Here is a 16725-nt window from a genome sequence, read left to right as displayed (position 1 = left end):
CAGCATGGGGCAGGACTCAGAACACCGGCTTCGGCCTAGCGGCCGCTCAGGGCTTGTAAATGAATACGAAGAAATCGGTCTCGGGGTGGCCATCGACACCCAGGTTCTTCCACATCACCACATAGGCCCCGGGCTGAAGCCCCGGTTTTAGCGCAAGGGTCACGCTTTTGCTTGTGCGGGCCGAGGTAGTTACGCCCGCATCTACCCGCCGGGCCGCATCACCCCGCAGGGGAAGCACCTCGCGCACCAGGGGCTGCGCCAGCCGGCGCAGCCGGGTAGGGCTACCCCAGGCCTCCTCGGGCGCATTGAGGGGGTAGACCTTGAAGGTCGAGAGGCGTACTTCTACGGCCGCGGTAAAGTTTATAACCACCGATCTGGGGGCCGTGCGGACGGTTGCATTGGCCGAGGGGGTGGAGCTTTTGTACTCGGCATGCGCTAAGGCCAGGCCAAGCAGTACCCCAAAGGCAAAAAGGGCTTTTTTCATCGTATCTTCCTCAGGAGAAGCCATAAAGTGCTGAGCCAGAGCCAGCGCTCCAATGGCAACAATCGAATTGCTCAGGTATATCCCGACTACCTCAACCAAGCAGCAGGTCAGATCGGCGGCCCTCGAGCCGCAATCACCTCGAGGAACTCCTCTCGGGCGCAGCACTCCCCTGTCCCTATCCGAAGCTTTAGGAAAAATAGATACACCGCCACCAGCGCAGGCGCCAACCAGGGCAACAGCATCTGCAAGAAGCACAATGGGCAGTGCCCCTGGTGGTCGGGGTTTTGGTCGGTATCGCTGTGGGCTGGTAGGTGATGGTCTATTTGGACAGGCTCTGCGGGAAACATCACCATTCCACGCAGGCCAAACATCAGCGAGACGCACAAAACCAAAGTCGCCCACCCCATCACCGCAAAGGGTTGGGGGGTTTTTGGTTTCACAACCCAGGCCGCCACCTCCAGATCACCCTACACGAAATTGTTGGCTTAGCCTGTGGCATCCAAACACGGCCTCAAATGGGCCGAATCAGACCTTCGCGCACCAGTTCGTGCAGCACCTCGGCCTTGGCATCGCTTGTGCGCCCTTCCACAATGGCCTTGAGGGCCAGGAGCGCCTCCGGCTCGCCCCGTTTGAGTTGCAAATGCAGGTCGCTGAAGGGGTTAAGTGCGTCCTGTCCGCGCAGGGTCACCTGATAGCGTCCAATCGGCGCAATGGGGGCCAGGTGGGCCAGATAGTGGCGTGAGAGTTCTACGTACCGCTCGGCGTTCTGGGTGGGTTCTACCGGCCCTCGCACCTTGGCCGGGATGCCGATGGCCAGCATACCCGCAGGAATTTCCATTCCCGGCGGCACCACCGCACCGGCCCCCACCATGGCCCCCTTGCCCACCCGGGCCTGGTTTAGAACCACCGCACCAATCCCAATAAGGGCGCCGTCTTCCACCAGCGCCCCGTGCACCACAGCCCGGTGCCCCACAGTTACATTTTTCCCTAGAATGCAGGGGTCGCCGGGGTCGGCATGCAGAATCGCACCATCCTGTACGTTGCTGCCCGCACCGATTACCACCTTCTCGGTGTCCGAGCGCACCACCGCCCCAAACCAGACCGAGGCATTCTCGCCGATTTCAGCCTGACCAACAACCAGGGCAGTGGGTGCAATAAAGGCGCTGGGGTGAATCTGAGGTACGTGTTCGTCCAGCCGATAAACAGCCATATGCGCTCCTTCGCTGCTGCTTAGTTTATGCCGGAACTCTGGCCGTGAACATGGCTTATGGCTTCATCCAGGAGCCGCACATCCTCGGGAAAAGCTAGCAGCCGGCGGGCCTCTTCCGGGTCAAAAAACCCGGCCCCACCAAGCCCCTTCTCCAGGCGTATCTGGCCCTGCCCCTCCATCAAGAACCAGTGAATTTCTCGAGCAATGCCTTTGTTGTTTTGGTACCGGGTCGTCGAGAGCGCCTGTATGACCTTGCCTTTGATGCCGGTTTCTTCTTCTACCTCGCGCAAAGCAGCTCGCTCGAGGCTCTCCCCCGCGTCCAGATGCCCTTTGGGAAAACACCAGTAGCCCAGCCGATCCCGGATCAGCAAAACCTTTCCATCGGGGCTAAAAAGCACCCCACCCGCCCCTTGCACCGGCGTCTTCACGCGAATTTCTCCTTCAAGTAGGCCAGCGCCACCTCATCCAGGGCCGCCCCACCCGAATACCGCTCTTCCAGGTTCTCCATGCCAATGAGTGTGGCAAAGGCCCGCTCGGTCGCCTCGTCCCACACCCCGCTGATGGGGCCGGTGTAATGTCCTTGGCGATTTAAGAGTGTCTGAATCCAGCTGATTTCTTCAGGGTTCAGGGGGCGGGCAGGCTCACCCGCGCCAAATAGCAGCCGGTGAATCCTCAAGAGCCGCTGCAACTCCAGCACCGGGTCGGGGTGGTCGTCGGCCCGCAGGTCGATCCAGCGCTCCATACCGCCATAGCCCTTGCCTTCACCCACCACCAGCAAGGCCGCCGACTGGCGCCCGCGTTTATCGCCCCCAGCCCGGTCGGCCTGCAACAGCGACTCCAGGAGGCGTTCGGGGAAGGGCAGGTCGGTTCGGTTCAGAAAGGTGCGCTCGAGGGCCTCCACCACCTCGGGGCCGGTCAGCAGGTTGCCCTGGGCGGCATAGCCCGGCCCCCACCGCCCCCCAGCCCAGCCGTGGCATTCCTGCCCGGTGTAAGAGAGGCTCTCGCCGCTGGCCAGCACATAGCCAAACTGCCGCCTGGCAAGGTCGGGGTCGTTGCGCGCGAATACCGCCAGGATGTCCTCCGGGCCCAGCCCCTGCTTCCATCAGGGCCAAACCGGTGGGGCCAAAACTGGGGTTGACGTAAGACTGTGTGGCCACCGCACCCACCCCGGCTTTGGCCCAGGGCACCACAAAGCCGACCGCTAAAAATTTGCTGGCCACCGCGATACCCAGGTCACCGGTGTGCTCGTCGCGGGCTACCAGCGAAAAGGTATGGACAGGCAAGGTCGCGTTCATGGGCCTTATCCTAACGCCCCACAGGGTGAAGCAGGGGGCTTCGGGATGACAGGCACGCCGTATCAGTCCACAAACAGCACAGGCTTCACAATGGCTTCCTGGAGCCTTTGCCGGAACTCGAGCGGATCCATCTCCACAGCCCCAAAGCGGGCCAGGTGGGGGTTTTGTACCTGCACATCGAATAGTTCAAAGCCCCGGGCCCGCAGGTGCTCCACCAGCCGTACCAGCGCCACCTTGGAGGCATCGGGTACGCGGTAAAACATGCTGTCACCGATAAAAGCCGCCCCAAGCACCACGCCCAGGATGCCTCCGGCCAGCACGCCCCCCTGCCAGGTTTCAAAGCTGTGGGCAAAGCCGTAGCGGTGCAGTCCCAGGTAGAGCCGGGCTACCTCAGGCGTAAGCCAGGTCTCGCTCGAGAAAGAACCGCCGCGGGTGGCGCAACCCTCGAGTACGCCTGCAAAATCGGCGTTGATGCGAACCTCAAAGCGCCTGGCGTTGAGCACCCGCCGCAAGCTGCGCGGCACATGAAAACGCTCGTCCAGGGGCATCACGGCCCGGTAGGGGGTTCCGTAGGCCCGCTGGTCAAACCAGCCAATCCCCTGCTCCATACCGAGGGGGAAATACCCCTGGGCATACATTCGAAGCACCGCCTGTAAATTCTTCCTATCCACATCCAAAACAAAGGTCGGGGTCAAGGGTTGAGGGCTATATGGCCAGGATCCATAAGCTAGTTGGCTATAGACTTTTTCACCGTTTCCAGCAGTCTAGTGCACGGCTAACTTGTTTTGCGGCATATTTTGGAGCACGTTGATTGCTCATATTTGCGATGTGCGGCTCATTTAAGGGGATCGTCGTGCATACCGATTTCCTGGTTACCTGACCACTCGGGGCGGTTTGCGCTTTGATCCGAGGGATATGAGGGATATGGGGTTAGAAAACCCAGCCCAGCCACATAGCGGCTATGGCCTAACGGCCACCCCCTCGCCTCCCAGATGATGTTCATACTCGCCTCACCCCAGGGTTATTTCCTGAAACACCCAGGGCTACCGACACCCTAATCAATCAGCTTGGATATGGTCACTGCCGAGACATCTTCTCTAACCTCGTCTTTTTTCATGGCCCAGGCCGGCAGCGGGAAGGTAAGGGCCAGTGGAACCGGCACCTCGGGCTGGTGGAGAATCATGGTTCCCTGCGGCAAGATGACGGCCCGCTGGCGGAAGGAAGCGGGCAGGTAGCGGTACTCGGGGCGCTCGGCCTCGGCCGCATCCAGGCGGCCCACCACCCGGATGGCCGCGTTGCCCACTACCCGGCTTTCCACCTCCGAGGCGGTCTGCTGGGCCCCAATCAGGATGACCCCCAGGCTGCGCCCGCGCTCGGCGATGTCGAGCAGGATGTCCTTGATGGGGCTTTCGCCATCGCGCGGGGCGTATTTGTTTAGCTCGTCCAGCACCACAAACACCCGCCCCGCGTAATCGCCCCGCTCCTTACGGCCAAACACCTCGCGCAGAATGGAGCCCACCACAAACATCTGCCCCTGGGCCGACAACTGGTGTATATCCACCACGCTGACCTGGGCCTGGCTGCCCAGCGGGTTGGGGGGATAGCCGGGCTTGTCCCCCCGAATCAGGTGCTCCACATTCCCGATAGAAGCCCGCAGCCGGCGCACAAAGGCCTCGAGGGTGCCCCTGGCCTGCCGGGCTGTCCAGCGAGGGTCACCTTTCGGTTTCTCGTCCTCCTCGGCAGATTCGGGACCCAGGAGCTTGAACTCGATGTAGCGCACCAGCTGGGCAAAGGTGGTCAATCTGATTTTGCCCAGCTCACCAAACTTCACATTGGCCTCCATGGCCGATAGCTCATCGGCCCAGTCATCTACCACCACGTGGGGGCCTTTCTGGCTATCCCTGTCCCGCTCATCCCCCACCAGACGGCGCAGGCGCTCACTCACCTGGTCAATCAGGAAGCCCAAGTTGCTCATGGCCCCCCGGTCGGTGAACAAAAAAGGCAGCAGCCCCTCCCGGCAGAACTGCACCAGATCCCAGTAGTAGGCGCTGGCGTCGGGGCGGCTCACATCGGCCAGGATGTCGCCCGGCGTTTTGCGGGGTGGGGCCAGGAAAGCCACGCTCTGGAAGGCGCTGGCCGGCAGCCCCAGCTTGCGATAGGCTTCCCGCGCCTCATCGTTCAGGCCGTTGTTGTCTTTGTCCAGGTAGAAGAGGTCTTCGCCTTTTACGTTGAAAATAAGGGCCTTGGTGTTGGCCTTCTGGCGGTTGGCGGGCGACTGAAACAGGCTGTGCAGCAAAAAAGTGGCGTAGCTGGTCTTGGCCGCCACACCGGAGACCCCCGAGATGTTGACGTGTCCGCCTTTGAAGCCGTTGAGAAACTCGAAGTTGATGTAGGCCACCTCGCCGTTCTTGAGGATGCCCACAGGCAGCCGCTGGTCTTGCATACGGTCGTAGTAGAGCGCCATCCCCAGGGCCTCCTCCTGGGCCAAATAGACCCGCGAACCGGGGTCGGGGGGCAGGTATTCTTCCGGCATGAGCCGGGTCACCTGAACGTGCGCAGCGTAGGAGAGGCTCACCGGCAGCAGGTCGCGCCGGGCCAGAAACACATCTGTATCGAACTGTGCCCCCTCGTAGAGCTTGATGACCTGATCCACCATGCCGTAGTAGCGCACGTTGCCGTTGGGGTCACCTTTTTGTGGATCGGGGTGGCGAAACTCCACATACACCAGGTCGTCGAGGCGCAAATACTGCCCTTCCTCGACCGCTACCCAGAAATCCAGCGCAGCGGCTTCGCGGCTGCCCAGTACCATTCCCACCTGTCTCACACCTGCCTCCTGCCTAAGCAAATAGCGCCTGCACGATTCTACGTCGGATTACCTCACCATGGCCCAGATGCCGGCCCAGCCACTGCTCGAGGCCCCCAATGGGAATCAGGTTCTGCGGCGCGCGGGGGTCGCGGGCGGGCGAGGAAGCCAGCGTACAAAAGAGGTTCACCGATAAGTCGGCCAGCTTGCTGGCCTCGGCGGGCTCCGACGTGGGGGTTTCCACCCGCAGCAGGGCAGCTCCGCTATAGAAGGGGGCGCTGGGCTCCAGGGGCAGGCGCACGTACCAGGAAAAAACATCCAGCGGGCGGCGCAGGGCATAGCCTGGAATCGAAAAAATCGGGGTACGCTGGTGGGGTTCCAGGTTGTGCAGCAAGGCCTGTTCCTCGAGCCCCAGGTAGGTCGCGGCCTGGGTCTTGGTATAGCCCAGGATCCGCTCGGGTGCTTTGTAGGCTGGCGCTCTCCAGGGAATATCTGCCCGTCCACAATCACCAGGCCCCCCTCGAGCTCGTTCACCAGGCTGGCTTCCAGGCGCCGCATCTGCTCGGTCACCCTGGCCCGCAGGCTGGCGGGGTCAGACCTGGAGGTCTGGATGGGGCGGTAGTGGCCGAGGCCAGGAGGCAGGGGTTCCTCGAGGTCGGCGCTGTGCAGCAGGATGTGTTCCTTCCGGGGTTCCCCTACCGGGCGAATCCCGGCCCCGTCGCGCAGCACCGCCCCAGCAATCACGGTCGCCAGCAGCGCACGGCGTCCCCTAGAATCGGCAATCTGGGCATCTATCCGTTGGCGGCCATCTACCAGATACACAATAGGCCAGCTATGGAGCTCCACCTTTGCAGGGGTACGGGCTATCCAATGGCCTTCATAGTGGGTTTTGACTTCCTCGAGGCCACGCCCCTCATCTTCTCCCCCCACTCGTTCGGGCAGGGCATACTCGGGGTTCCAGGCTTCTAGTTTCCATGGCATGGGGTGATTATAGAAAAAATTATGTTTTTAGGCAATACAAGATTCAATTTCTGTTTATAACAGGCTTACTTGAGGCGATTCAAAACCTCCTGGGCCTCCTTGAAATCGGGCCTTAGTTTGAGGGCCTGCTCACACTGGGCTTTGGCTCCGGTTTTGTCGCCCAAAAGTTCGTTAGCCCGACATAGCCAGAAACGGTAAACCGGGTTATCGCTTTCCAGGGCCACCGCCTTGGTGAAGTTAAAGCGCGCTTTCTGGAAATCTTTGAGCTCTATAAGCACCTGGCCCAGGCCAATGTAGGCATCGGGGAAGCGCACCGGCGAGAGGGCTACGGTTTGTTGATAGGAAACACCCGCCTGCTGCCAGTCCTTTTTCTCGTAGTAGGCATCGCCCCGACGCAACCAGGCCTCCGCATTGCCGGGGGCCAGAACCACCGCCTGATCCAGATGCTCGATAGCCAGGTCTACATTCCCGCGAAGCAACAGCAAGCTCCCGTACTTGACCCGCAAACTTGAATTCTTAGGCGCCGCCTTAACCGCATCATCGTAGTTCTTGAGGGCCTCATCCCACTTACCCTGGCGAATGTAGATATCGGCCAGCAAGGCCCGCACCACCGGCTCGTCTTTGATGGTCAGCGAACGGTTGATGGACTCAACCGCCTGGTCGAGCCGGTTCTGGTAGGCCAGAATGGTTCCGCGGGTCGCATATATGGGGGCATATTTGGCATTGACCCGCTCGGCCTCGCGCAGTACGTTCAAAGCTTGATCCAGTAGGTTTTTGGCAGCGTCTCGATTCTCCGAGAGCAGATACTGCCGCAAATACACCTGGGCCAGCGCCACGTAGGACTGAATGAAGCTGCTGTTCAGGGTAATCGAGCGGCGCAGGTTTTCTATGGCCGCCGTGAAGCGATTGAGTTCCGACTGCACACGCGCTAGCAGGTACAGGTTTTCGGCACTGGGGGCATCTTTGACCGCCCGCTCACAGGCCGTCAGCGCTGCTTCGGGACGTCCGGCATCGTACAGCAGGGCGCACAAGCTGGCCTGGGTTTGGGGTCGTGAGGGCTGGGCCGGCTGGGCGGGGTTTTGTTGCCCCAACACACTTCCCATTACCAGCACCATCACAAAGAACCAGAAACGCATCATCTTCCTCCAAAAAACCCCAACCTGTTTAGTCGAAAATCATAAATCTGCACCCGCAAGGTTGCACAGGTGGGGGGTTCGGCGCGATTTGTTGTCTTCAAGCTCATAACACCTTCCGGAATCAAAGAATATAGCGGGATAGGTCGCGCGAAGCCAGCACATTCTCGAGCCTTGCTTCCACATATTCTTTGGTCACTTCAACCCGTCCCAGGTTGGTCTGGAACGAGACTTCTTCGAGCAGGCGCTCCAAAACCGTGGAAAGCCGCCTGGCGCCAATATCCTCCAACTCTTGGTTAGCTTGGTGAGCGTACCGCGCCACCGCCTGAATGGCCTCGGGGGTGAAGTGCAGCTCGGTGTCGTCGGCTGCGAGCAAAGCTTTGTATTGTTTGATTAGCGAGTTCTCTGGTTCTCGCAGGATTCGCTCAAACTCTTGCGGCCCCAGGGGCTCGAGTTCTACCCGGATGGGGAACCGGCCCTGCAATTCGGGGATCAGGTCGGAAGGCTTGGAAACGTGAAAAGCCCCGGCGGCAATGAAAAGCACATGGTCGGTCGAGACCGGCCCCAGGCGGGTCGAGACCACCGTACCCTCCACGATGGGGAGCAAATCCCGTTGCACGCCCTCTCCAGAAACGTCCGGGCCGCTCATGGCCCCTTTACTCCTGGCGATTTTGTCCATCTCGTCAATGAACACAATGCCCTCTTCTTGGGCGCGGCGAAGGGCCTCCTGGTTGGCTTCTTCTTTGTCCACCAGGCGCTCAGCCTCTTGATTCTTAAGGATTTCCAGGGCCTCCTTGACCCGCACCTTGCGCCGCACCTTGCGCTGGGGCATCAAGCCTTTGAGCATGTCTTGCAGGCCCTGCATCTGCTCACCGCCAAACATGCCGACCATCGGGAGCCTGGCTTCCTCGGCCACCTCGATCTCCACCAGTTGGTCGTTGTAGCGGCCTGACCGCAACTCAAAGGGCTGCACCCGTAGCAGCGAAGCCACCTCCTCTTCGGCCATGCTCTGGGCCCGCCCCTCGACCTTGGCCTTCATCTCTTGCATGACCAGTTGGTACGAAGCCTCGGCCAGATCGCGCACAATGGAATCTACATCGCGCCCCACATAACCTACCTCGGTGAATTTGGTGGCCTCGACTTTGAGGAATGGGGCCCCTGCCAGCCGGGCCAGCCGCCGGGCAATCTCGGTCTTGCCCACCCCGGTGGGGCCAATCATCAGAATGTTCTTGGGCATGACCTCACGGGCCAGTTCGGGCGGGAGCTTCTTTCGTCGCACCCGGTTGCGCAGGGCTACAGCCACAGCCCGCTTGGCCGCGGCCTGGCCCACGATATGTTTGTCCAGCTCACGGACAATCTCGGCTGGGGTCAGGTTCATGGAGCACCCCCTACACTCAAAACCTGGGTGGGCTGTCCACTGGTGTAAAGATCGATTTCTCCTGCTAATCGGATGGCCTGTTCGGCAATCTCGGGGGCCGGGAGGCTGGAGTGTCGCAGCAGCGCTTTAGCGGCTGCAAGGGCGTAGGGGCCTCCCGAGCCCACGGCAATGACAGGCTCATCCGGGCTCAGTACCTCGCCATTCCCGGAGAGCAAGAGCAGGGTGTCGCGGTCGGCCAGTACCAGCATGGCCTCGAGGTTCCTGAGTACGCGGTCGGTGCGCCACAGTTTGGCCGTCTCGATGGCCGCCCGTTGCAAGTTGCCCTTGGCCCCCGACAGCGCCCCTTCGAACTTCTCCAGAAGGGTCAGGGCGTCGGCCACCGCGCCCGCAAAGCCCACCAGGATGCCGCCTCCCTGTTCCAGACGGCGCACTTTGACGGCTCCGGTCTTCATAATGGTCTGTCCCAGGGTGACCTGCCCATCGCCCGCGATTGCCGTGACACCGTCTCGACGTACTGCCACGATGGTAGTGCCGTGCATTCCCATTCCATCGGAATCTAGCGCCGCACGGTGAATCTGGTATGAGAAGGGATGCCCGCTCTCCGGGGTGCGCAGCATCGCCTCTGCTGGGTTAAGCCCGTTTACTCCATCTGCCATCTCAGGATTGCTCACAGGTCGTGCGCGATGTTCTCAAAGGAAAGGTGCTCAATCCAGCATCGGGTCTATGCACAGATCACCCGCCAGGGAGGAAAGTCGTGGGGCAGGGCTTTCGGTAGGAGTTCATCGTATCCCTAGCATAAGATTCCCAACAGACTCCAAAGCCAAATCCTGCTCGCGGGCAGGCTTTTATCATATACAACCATTGAGCCAGCGAAACAGTAGCATGGGTTGGACGGAAAAGCTGCGAACGCTGCGAAGGACGGGTCTGCTGAGTTGGTGAAGGAAGCCCAGGAGGAGGTTGCGCAAAGCCGCCAGGGCTTGGGCAGCTTTGCGGGTGCGACAAGCATCTTCAGCAAGGACGGAGTCCCGTTTGTGGTGGAGCTTGTTCTCGATAGCCCAATGGTTACGGCTGATGAGGGCCAGGGTAGCGGCATCCGCTTGAGTAGGGCTTAGGTTGGTGACGGCAAGGTGAGTCTCTTCGGAGATGGCACCGGTGCGTTTGTGGGTCTTGTGGCGATAGATTTGAACGATTTGTTGTAGACCAGGAAAGGATAAATCTTTCTCGACCGGGATTTGAGCGGTGGAGCGGACCCGCCAAACCCACAGCGAGCCACTGCGTACCTGATGGTACGCGTGTTCATCGTCAACGGGGTATCGCATCAAAAGAGAGGCATTTGGATAAACCCAGGTTCTGTTTGAGCAGGCGATGCACCCGCTCCAGATCCCAACGAGCTTTCCAGGCGGCAAGGACTTCTTGAATGCCCGCATCCAGGGTGGAGAAGAGAGCCATCAGCTTGAAACCTGCTGGCTGGGGTAGCCAAATCAGCAGCATATCCAGTTGACCCACCTCGGCCAAGGTGATCTTGATGCGTTTGACATACCAGCCAAAACGCTTGTAATAGCGGGCTTTACCGGGTGGATAGTGCTCACCCAGTTCTCGGATAGATCGTTGGTTTCCTGCATGTTCGACCTTTTGATTCAGTCTGGCCCGAGCTACGAAAGGTATGTTGTGCTGGTAGAGCTTGGCGAGGTAAGCCTTACCCGCAAACTGGTTGTCGAACACCACGCCTGCGAGGCTATAACCATTGCCATTCTTGCGGATGGCCTCGACTACCTGCCACATCGCCTCACCAGGGGTTCGGTACGGGTATACCTCCGAACTCATGGTGTTCAGCCCAATCCTTCAACTCGGCCTGGTTATTCTTGAGCGCGAGGAAGTAGTGCCCCCCTTTTGCAAGATGGCTTTGGCGGTCTGGCTCTCCGTATGGGCGGCATCCCCCGTCAACACCCAAGGGATGCTGATCTCCGACAAGTCAGCCCCCAACTGCATCATCAACTGCTGTCCGGCTACCGCCTCATCTCCCACAGCTTTGCTTTGCAACAGGCTTAGACCCAACCGGCTCAGATAGGCTGAGACCAATACGATGGCCTTATCCCCCACCCCGCCCCTGGCACTGCCCTTGAGGTGTTTACCATCCAGGCTGATCTCCAACAAACCCAACTCTTTGAGCCCACCGCCTTGACCCAACACCTTCAACACATCCTTTACCCAGGCCTTCAAGGCCCTTTCCAAAGCCTCTGCTTCTTTCTCCAAGGCCCACAAGAACCGATAAAGAGTCGCCTGAGCGGGCAGTGCCCGGCCTGTTTTTCCTCGACCAAATCCCATCACCAGCAGCCAGTCCCGTTGATCTTCGATCCACTGGGCTATGGCCAGAATATTCGTTCGACCACTCCCCAAACCCATCAGCACCAGCATGAACAGCATTCGCCAGTCATACCTACGGTTATGTGCTCTCAAGTCGGGTACTTCCATCAAGTACGGTATTGGGCTGGGTATACCTTTCGCTTCTCTTGGCTCGTTCATACTGCATATGATAAAAGCCTAGCTCGCGGGTGCCAGGTACCAGCGTCTACGTTTTAGCTAGCGCCACAAATTAACATTTGATATGACATTGACAATTTTGATTGTAAAAGTTATCCTCCGGATATGGAAGACCTCGAGGTCTTGCTGCACCGTGGCGCAGAGTGGGACTTGGAGAGCTTGGTGCGCGAAGCCAACGCCCGCCTACCCCGTTATCTGCCCCAGGATCCCGGCAGCCTGCGGGTCCGCGAGGCCGTCACCGCACGTCTGGTGCGCCATTATACGGGGTTGGGCATGCTCGATGAGCCCTTGCGGGCCGGGCGGGAGGCCCGCTATTCGGCGCGGCACCTGCTGCAGCTTTTGCTGGTGCGGCGGCTGATGGCCGAAGGCCATGGGGCCAGCGCCCTCGGCGATTTGGCCCGCCGCAAGAGCGACGCGGAGCTTCTGGCGATGCTCGAAGGGGGGGTGGCCCTGACCGCTAATGCGCCATCCTCTGCCCTGAACTACCTATCCGCGCTGCGGGAGCAGTACCGGACGGCTTCCCCTACCCCCCTCTTCGAGGCGCTCACCCCAGACCCCATCCCCGAGCTGCGCTGGCACCGCCTGGAGGTGGCTCCTGGCCTGGAACTGCACGTGCGCGAAGACTTCCGCTTTCCCAAAACCCCCAGCGAGGACGATGCGCTCATGCAGCGCCTACGCCAACGGCTCGAGGCCCTCAAGCCGCGCCGCCGCTGAAGCCGCGCGGAACCCCCCAGGAGGTATATCATGCACAGCGAGTCCAAACCCAACCCTAAGAAGCCCTATCTCGAGCTCATCCCCCTCAAGCCAGGGGTGAGCGCAACCCGCCCCACCTACCTCGAGGTGCTGTTGCGCGTGCATGCCCCCGAGCTCGAGGCCCGGCCCCACCGCCCGCTCATGAACCTCGCGCTCGTCCTCGACCGCTCCGGCTCCATGAGCGGCCAGAAACTCGACTATGCCAAGGAGGCTGCTATCTACGCCGTACATAGCCTGCTGCCCGAGGATCGGGTAGCGGTCGTGGCCTACGACAATGAGGTGCAGGTCTTGGTGCCCAGCACCCCTGCTGCTGATCGCCCCGCCATCGCCGCGCGCATCCGCAGCCTCCGTCCGGGGGGCAGCACCGCGCTGCACGCGGGCTGGCTGGAGGGCGCGACCCAGGTAGCGGCCTTCCAGGAGGCCGGGCGGACAAACCGGGTGATCCTGCTCTCCGACGGCCTGGCCAACCAGGGCGAGACCCATCCCCAGGTTATCGCCAGCCAGGTTCGGGGCCTGGCCCAGCGGGGCGTGAGCACCAGTACCCTGGGGGTCGGCCTCGATTACAACGAGGATCTGATGAGCGCCATGGCCGACGCTGGGGAGGGCAACTACTACTTCGTCGAAAGCCCCGCTGACCTGCCCCGCATCTTCGCCCAGGAGCTCTCCGGCCTGGCCGGGACGCTGGGCACGCGGGTGCGGTTGCGGCTCACCCCCGCCGCGGGGGGCACGGTCCGGCTCTGCAACGACCTCGAGCAAGACCTTTCCGGCGCCTACGTGCTGCCCAACCTCATTGCTGGTATGCCCCTGGAATTCTTGCTGGCACTGGGGGCTCCGGCGGCTGCCGAGGTACCACTGAGGCTCTCGCTCACCTGGGAAACCCCCAGCGGCGCGCAGGAGCAGCTCGAGGCCACCCTACGCCTGCCCGTGCTGGAAGACGTCGAGCTTGAACGGCTGCCTACCCACCCCGAGGTGTCCGCGATGGTTGCTAAGCTCGAGGCTACCCGCGCGCGCCAACAGGCCATGGAGGCCCTGGCCCAAGGCGATCTCTGGACCGCGCGGACCTCGCTCCTACGGGCCACTTCCAGGGTCGCCGAACACGGCCCGGCGCTGGCTACCGAAGCCGAAGAACTCAGGCTGGCGCTCCTGGATCTGGAGGCCTCGCCCACCCGCACCCGCAAGACCCTCTCCAGCCAGGTCTACCGCGACCGTAAGGGCCGTAAAGAGTCCTGAGAGGCTGTCTTAAAGCCCTCCCAGACAATTCATTTAAGTATGAGCATTAGAGAAAGCTACTACCCGAGCGATCTTTCGGATAAGGAGTGGGCCATAGTCGAACCGTTGATACCTTAACCTTGCATAGCGGTGACGACTCCCCGTTTTTCAGAACGGGTAGTCGTCACTTCTTCGGCGCGAACTCATACTTGCCGGTGAAAGGGTTTTGCTCGATCTCCCAATCCTCCGGTACTTGCTCGTAGCAGCCGGTGTAGGGGTTGAACTTGTCCACCAGCTTGTTTCCCTTCTTGCTATAGCCCCGAGTAAAGGGGGAGTAGCTCAAATCCTCCGACTTGCCGTACTCGTATCGCCCTTCGTATTCGTTGTAGGTAGGCTCCATGTCCTCTTCCGCGTACTCATAGCGCTGGGTATAGGGGTTGTACTTGAGGGGCATTTTGACCTCCTTGGAGTGTTTTTAGCACACTAGCGACTCTTCCCCTGGGTTAAATGACCTAAGCAGGTGCAAAAAAAGCTCATCCAGATCTTTTCCTTCCATCCAGGCCGCAAACTGACCCACCCCGGCCACCACCCGGCCTACCATGTCCCGTAACAGCCCAGGATGGATGCCCGCCTCGAGGTCCACGTGGAAATCCAGGTAGACCCTTCCCTCCTTCACAAAAGCTCGGGGCCAACGGTGCTTCGCGTTCCATGTGTTAACTTTCTGTAACAATTCCTGCTCGGGGAAAGGGGGCAGGTTTTCCAAATGAGCCATTATCGAGAACACTTCGCTCCACACCCCCGAAACCACGAAATGGAGGATGGCCAGCCCGCTCAGACCCTCCTGCCGAATAAGGACCACAAAGTCTCCGTCTTTGTCCACCAGGTAGTGGAGATCGAAGGTGTCCAGCACTTCTTGCAACATCGAGCGATTGAAGGGTTGAACTTGGTTCAAGATCATAGAGCTACCTCCTTTAGCGCTTTATCTTGCTCCCCCGGAGCGACATCTACTGTCGTGTCGGTCCTCACTGAGTTATTCACGAATGGCCTCCACTGGATCGCCGCAGGCAGAACGGTGCGGTTGTGCGCTTGGCAAAATGGCATAGATGGGCGGTTCCGCTAGCACCCGGCTGTAAAACCCTCGAGACCTCACCCATCCGCAAGAGCAGCTTTACCGCGCATGACGAGTCGGTTCCGCACTCACCCAAAAGCCGCCCCCTACGCCAGCGCCCTCCACGCCCCCGTGCGCACCCAGGCCAGGGGATCGTGCGATTCCAGGAGCGGCAACAAGGCCAGCAATCGTTCGCTAAAGCCCCCCACGCGCACCACCCCCTGCTCGGGGAAAGCCAGCGGGGCATACCCAGCCACGTTCACCACATAGGCCATGCGGCCCTGGCCTGCGCGAACCCAGCGGCGAAGGGGGGTTTCGGCGTAGTCGTGGACCTGCTCATCGGTGAAGATCACCACCCTTTGCCCCTGGAAGCCGGCCAGGCTTTGCTGCAGGGCATGGCCCAGGCAGGTGCCCCCACCCCCCCGGTCCAGGAGGTGGCGAACCATCGGTGCTACCGAAGCCTCCGGGCCGTAGGGCAGCTCGATCAGGTCATCGTCAAAGCCATATAGACGGCCTCCCGTGCGGCGGTACAGCACCGCCCCCAGGCTGGCTGCGGCCAGGGCGTAGCTGGCCTCGCTGTGCTGGCTAAGGTTTGAGAACATCGAGCCCGAAAGGTCTACCAGCACCAGGCTCGGGCCCTGCAAGGGAAGAGGGGGCAGGGTGGCTTCCAGGGCAAGCTCCAAGGCGGCCTTCACCTCCGATAGGGCTCGGGAAGCCGGTAGCTCTTCTATGGAAGTAGACAGGGCCTCGAGCTGAAAAATGGCCAGCAACCACTGGTAGGGGAACAGACGCCAGCGGCGCACCTCCTCCGGGCGGGTGAGCTTTTGGAGTATATAACGACGGGCCTCGGGGTCTTGCAAAAGCCCTGCTTCGTGGAGGTTTTTGAGGTTACGCACCAAGGAAAGGCCCTGCAGATGGGGCAGCGCTTTTTGCCAGGCCTGGGGCGTGCTGCCCTGCTCTGAGAGGATGCGCTCCCAGGTAGGGCGCTCCTCGAGAAGGGCCTTGGCATAAGCCTGGGCCTCCGGAAGGGCCTGAGGCCCACGGATGAGGTACTCATACACCAGCGCGTGGTCGCGGTCTTTGGGTTGAGGGTGGCATAGGATCAGGGCGTCTTTCTGACTGAAGCTACGCCCTCTGCGGCGGTATTTCAACAACGCCGCTGGGCTCATGGTGTTGAGGCGCTCGGCTACGGCCTGCTTCAAGGCTTTGCGTAGTTTCCAGCCCTGGGCTTTGGTATAAGCCAAGGTCTCGAGGTGTTCGTCCCCGCGCAGCCAGACCCCCTTGGCTACCTCGCGCGCCAACACGGTGGGGCCCCACCAGAACAGGTGCGCCAGCAAAGCGCTGGGCCCCGAGCGTAAACCGAGCCCCTGGCGGCTATATACAGCCAAAGCTGCCACAAAATCGGGATCAGCCTGGGTCACTAGCTCGGCCAGGCGGGCCAAGCGCTCATTTCGCTGTGCGTCCCACTCGTAAAAGGTGTCGCCGGAGAATAGGCTGCCCGTTACCAACAGCAAGAGTTCCGTAGCGGCAGAAGGGGCAAAGCCACGGCCAGCTTCGTAGGTGAGGATCTCGGTATCACTATGGCTTTTTCGGCTGGTATTGAAGGACACGGCAACACCTCACATGCAAGGGACTTCGCCCACCTCAGGGCCACGCTCCTGCCCCAGCAGGGTAGAAGGAGCCCAGGGCTCACAGACCACGATTTTTTCAGGGAATCGCTCGCTTAGCTTGCCTGCCGCCTGTTATCGACGATTTGTAGGGGTGGTACCCGGGGATATGTGCACTCGGTTTTTAGTTTTTATTCTCCACGATAATTGTAGAAGTAGCCGA

19 protein-coding genes and 1 pseudogene are annotated in these 16725 nt (G+C 60.7%); 3 read left to right on the top strand and 17 right to left on the bottom strand.

Translation table 11 applies throughout. From position 1 onward, the window contains the following. Positions 1-46: 46 nt before the first annotated feature. The 8 genes and pseudogenes from Q0X23_RS13095 to Q0X23_RS13060 form a co-directional block, all read right to left on the bottom strand. Entirely contained in the window at positions 47-484 is a 438-nt protein-coding gene (locus tag Q0X23_RS13095) for a copper resistance CopC family protein (protein ID WP_170148229.1), read from the bottom strand. A gap of 107 nt (positions 485-591) precedes the next feature. Then, positions 592-924, bottom strand: coding sequence for a DUF2946 domain-containing protein (locus Q0X23_RS13090; protein WP_147075216.1), 333 nt, complete (start codon positions 922-924; stop codon positions 592-594). 71 nt (positions 925-995) lie between these two features. Further along, entirely contained in the window at positions 996-1694 is a 699-nt protein-coding gene (locus tag Q0X23_RS13085; RefSeq protein ID WP_119340458.1) for a gamma carbonic anhydrase family protein, read from the bottom strand. A 20-nt stretch (positions 1695-1714) separates the two neighbouring features. Continuing rightward, positions 1715-2122, bottom strand: a complete 408-nt coding sequence (locus Q0X23_RS13080) for an NUDIX hydrolase (protein WP_119340459.1) — start codon at positions 2120-2122, stop codon at positions 1715-1717. Further along, positions 2119-2989 (bottom strand): annotated as a pseudogene (locus Q0X23_RS13075) (DUF1028 domain-containing protein). The gene Q0X23_RS13080 and the pseudogene Q0X23_RS13075 overlap by 4 nt, the downstream one beginning before the upstream one ends. Positions 2990-3051: 62 nt before the next feature. Continuing rightward, on the bottom strand, positions 3052-3627 hold the full coding sequence (gene aat, locus Q0X23_RS13070; protein ID WP_297861225.1) for a leucyl/phenylalanyl-tRNA--protein transferase: 576 nt from the start codon (positions 3625-3627) through the stop codon (positions 3052-3054). Between the two features lie 416 nt (positions 3628-4043). After that, positions 4044-5813 carry an ATP-binding protein gene (locus Q0X23_RS13065; protein WP_297860698.1) on the bottom strand — a complete coding sequence of 590 codons (1770 nt, stop codon included), beginning with the start codon at positions 5811-5813 and terminating at the stop codon, positions 4044-4046. A 13-nt stretch (positions 5814-5826) separates the two neighbouring features. Continuing rightward, on the bottom strand, positions 5827-6186 hold the full coding sequence (locus Q0X23_RS13060; protein WP_297860697.1) for a hypothetical protein: 360 nt from the start codon (positions 6184-6186) through the stop codon (positions 5827-5829). A gap of 65 nt (positions 6187-6251) precedes the next feature. On the opposite strand from Q0X23_RS13060, the gene Q0X23_RS13055 reads away from it, so the two are divergent. After that, positions 6252-6761, top strand: a complete 510-nt coding sequence (locus Q0X23_RS13055; RefSeq protein ID WP_297860696.1) for a hypothetical protein — start codon at positions 6252-6254, stop codon at positions 6759-6761. A gap of 77 nt (positions 6762-6838) precedes the next feature. Here Q0X23_RS13055 and Q0X23_RS13050 read toward each other — a convergent pair whose 3' ends face one another. The 6 genes from Q0X23_RS13050 to Q0X23_RS13030 form a co-directional block, all read right to left on the bottom strand. Further along, positions 6839-7912 (bottom strand): lipopolysaccharide assembly protein LapB, encoded by a 1074-nt coding sequence (locus Q0X23_RS13050; protein ID WP_297860695.1) that lies wholly within the window; start codon positions 7910-7912, stop codon positions 6839-6841. Positions 7913-8030: 118 nt separating this feature from the next. After that, positions 8031-9284 (bottom strand): ATP-dependent protease ATPase subunit HslU, encoded by a 1254-nt coding sequence (locus tag Q0X23_RS13045; RefSeq protein WP_297860694.1) that lies wholly within the window; start codon positions 9282-9284, stop codon positions 8031-8033. Next, on the bottom strand, positions 9281-9829 hold the full coding sequence (gene hslV, locus Q0X23_RS13040) for an ATP-dependent protease subunit HslV (protein WP_297861224.1): 549 nt from the start codon (positions 9827-9829) through the stop codon (positions 9281-9283). The genes Q0X23_RS13045 and hslV overlap by 4 nt, the downstream gene beginning before the upstream one ends. A gap of 303 nt (positions 9830-10132) precedes the next feature. After that, entirely contained in the window at positions 10133-10603 is a 471-nt protein-coding gene (locus Q0X23_RS16170) for a transposase (protein WP_374707460.1), read from the bottom strand. Beyond that, complete coding sequence (locus Q0X23_RS13035; protein ID WP_297860693.1) at positions 10587-11066, bottom strand: transposase; 480 nt, start codon at positions 11064-11066, stop codon at positions 10587-10589. The genes Q0X23_RS16170 and Q0X23_RS13035 overlap by 17 nt, the downstream gene beginning before the upstream one ends. Positions 11067-11126: 60 nt before the next feature. After that, on the bottom strand, positions 11127-11756 hold the full coding sequence (locus Q0X23_RS13030) for a transposase family protein (RefSeq protein ID WP_297860023.1): 630 nt from the start codon (positions 11754-11756) through the stop codon (positions 11127-11129). 174 nt (positions 11757-11930) lie between these two features. On the opposite strand from Q0X23_RS13030, the gene Q0X23_RS13025 reads away from it, so the two are divergent. Continuing rightward, positions 11931-12539, top strand: a complete 609-nt coding sequence (locus Q0X23_RS13025; RefSeq protein WP_297860692.1) for a MerR family transcriptional regulator — start codon at positions 11931-11933, stop codon at positions 12537-12539. Positions 12540-12569: 30 nt separating this feature from the next. Further along, complete coding sequence (locus Q0X23_RS13020) at positions 12570-13808, top strand: VWA domain-containing protein (RefSeq protein ID WP_297860691.1); 1239 nt, start codon at positions 12570-12572, stop codon at positions 13806-13808. Positions 13809-13971: 163 nt separating this feature from the next. Here the strand turns inward: Q0X23_RS13020 and Q0X23_RS13015 are convergent, their stop codons facing one another. The 3 genes from Q0X23_RS13015 to Q0X23_RS13005 all read right to left on the bottom strand — a co-directional run bounded on the left by Q0X23_RS13015 (position 13972) and on the right by Q0X23_RS13005 (position 16505). Then, a complete protein-coding gene (locus Q0X23_RS13015; RefSeq protein ID WP_297860690.1) occupies positions 13972-14241 on the bottom strand; it encodes a hypothetical protein in 270 nt (89 codons plus the stop codon). Positions 14242-14262: 21 nt separating this feature from the next. Further along, positions 14263-14745, bottom strand: a complete 483-nt coding sequence (locus Q0X23_RS13010; RefSeq protein ID WP_297860689.1) for a YbjN domain-containing protein — start codon at positions 14743-14745, stop codon at positions 14263-14265. A 257-nt stretch (positions 14746-15002) separates the two neighbouring features. Continuing rightward, positions 15003-16505, bottom strand: a complete 1503-nt coding sequence (locus Q0X23_RS13005) for a TROVE domain-containing protein (RefSeq protein ID WP_297860688.1) — start codon at positions 16503-16505, stop codon at positions 15003-15005. Positions 16506-16725 lie beyond the last annotated feature (220 nt).

Source organism: Meiothermus sp. (genome assembly GCF_026004115.1).
Classification (GTDB): Bacteria; Deinococcota; Deinococci; order Deinococcales; family Thermaceae; genus Meiothermus.
Note: the sequence above shows the minus strand (reverse complement) of the source record. Positions and strands in the feature narration are given on the sequence as shown.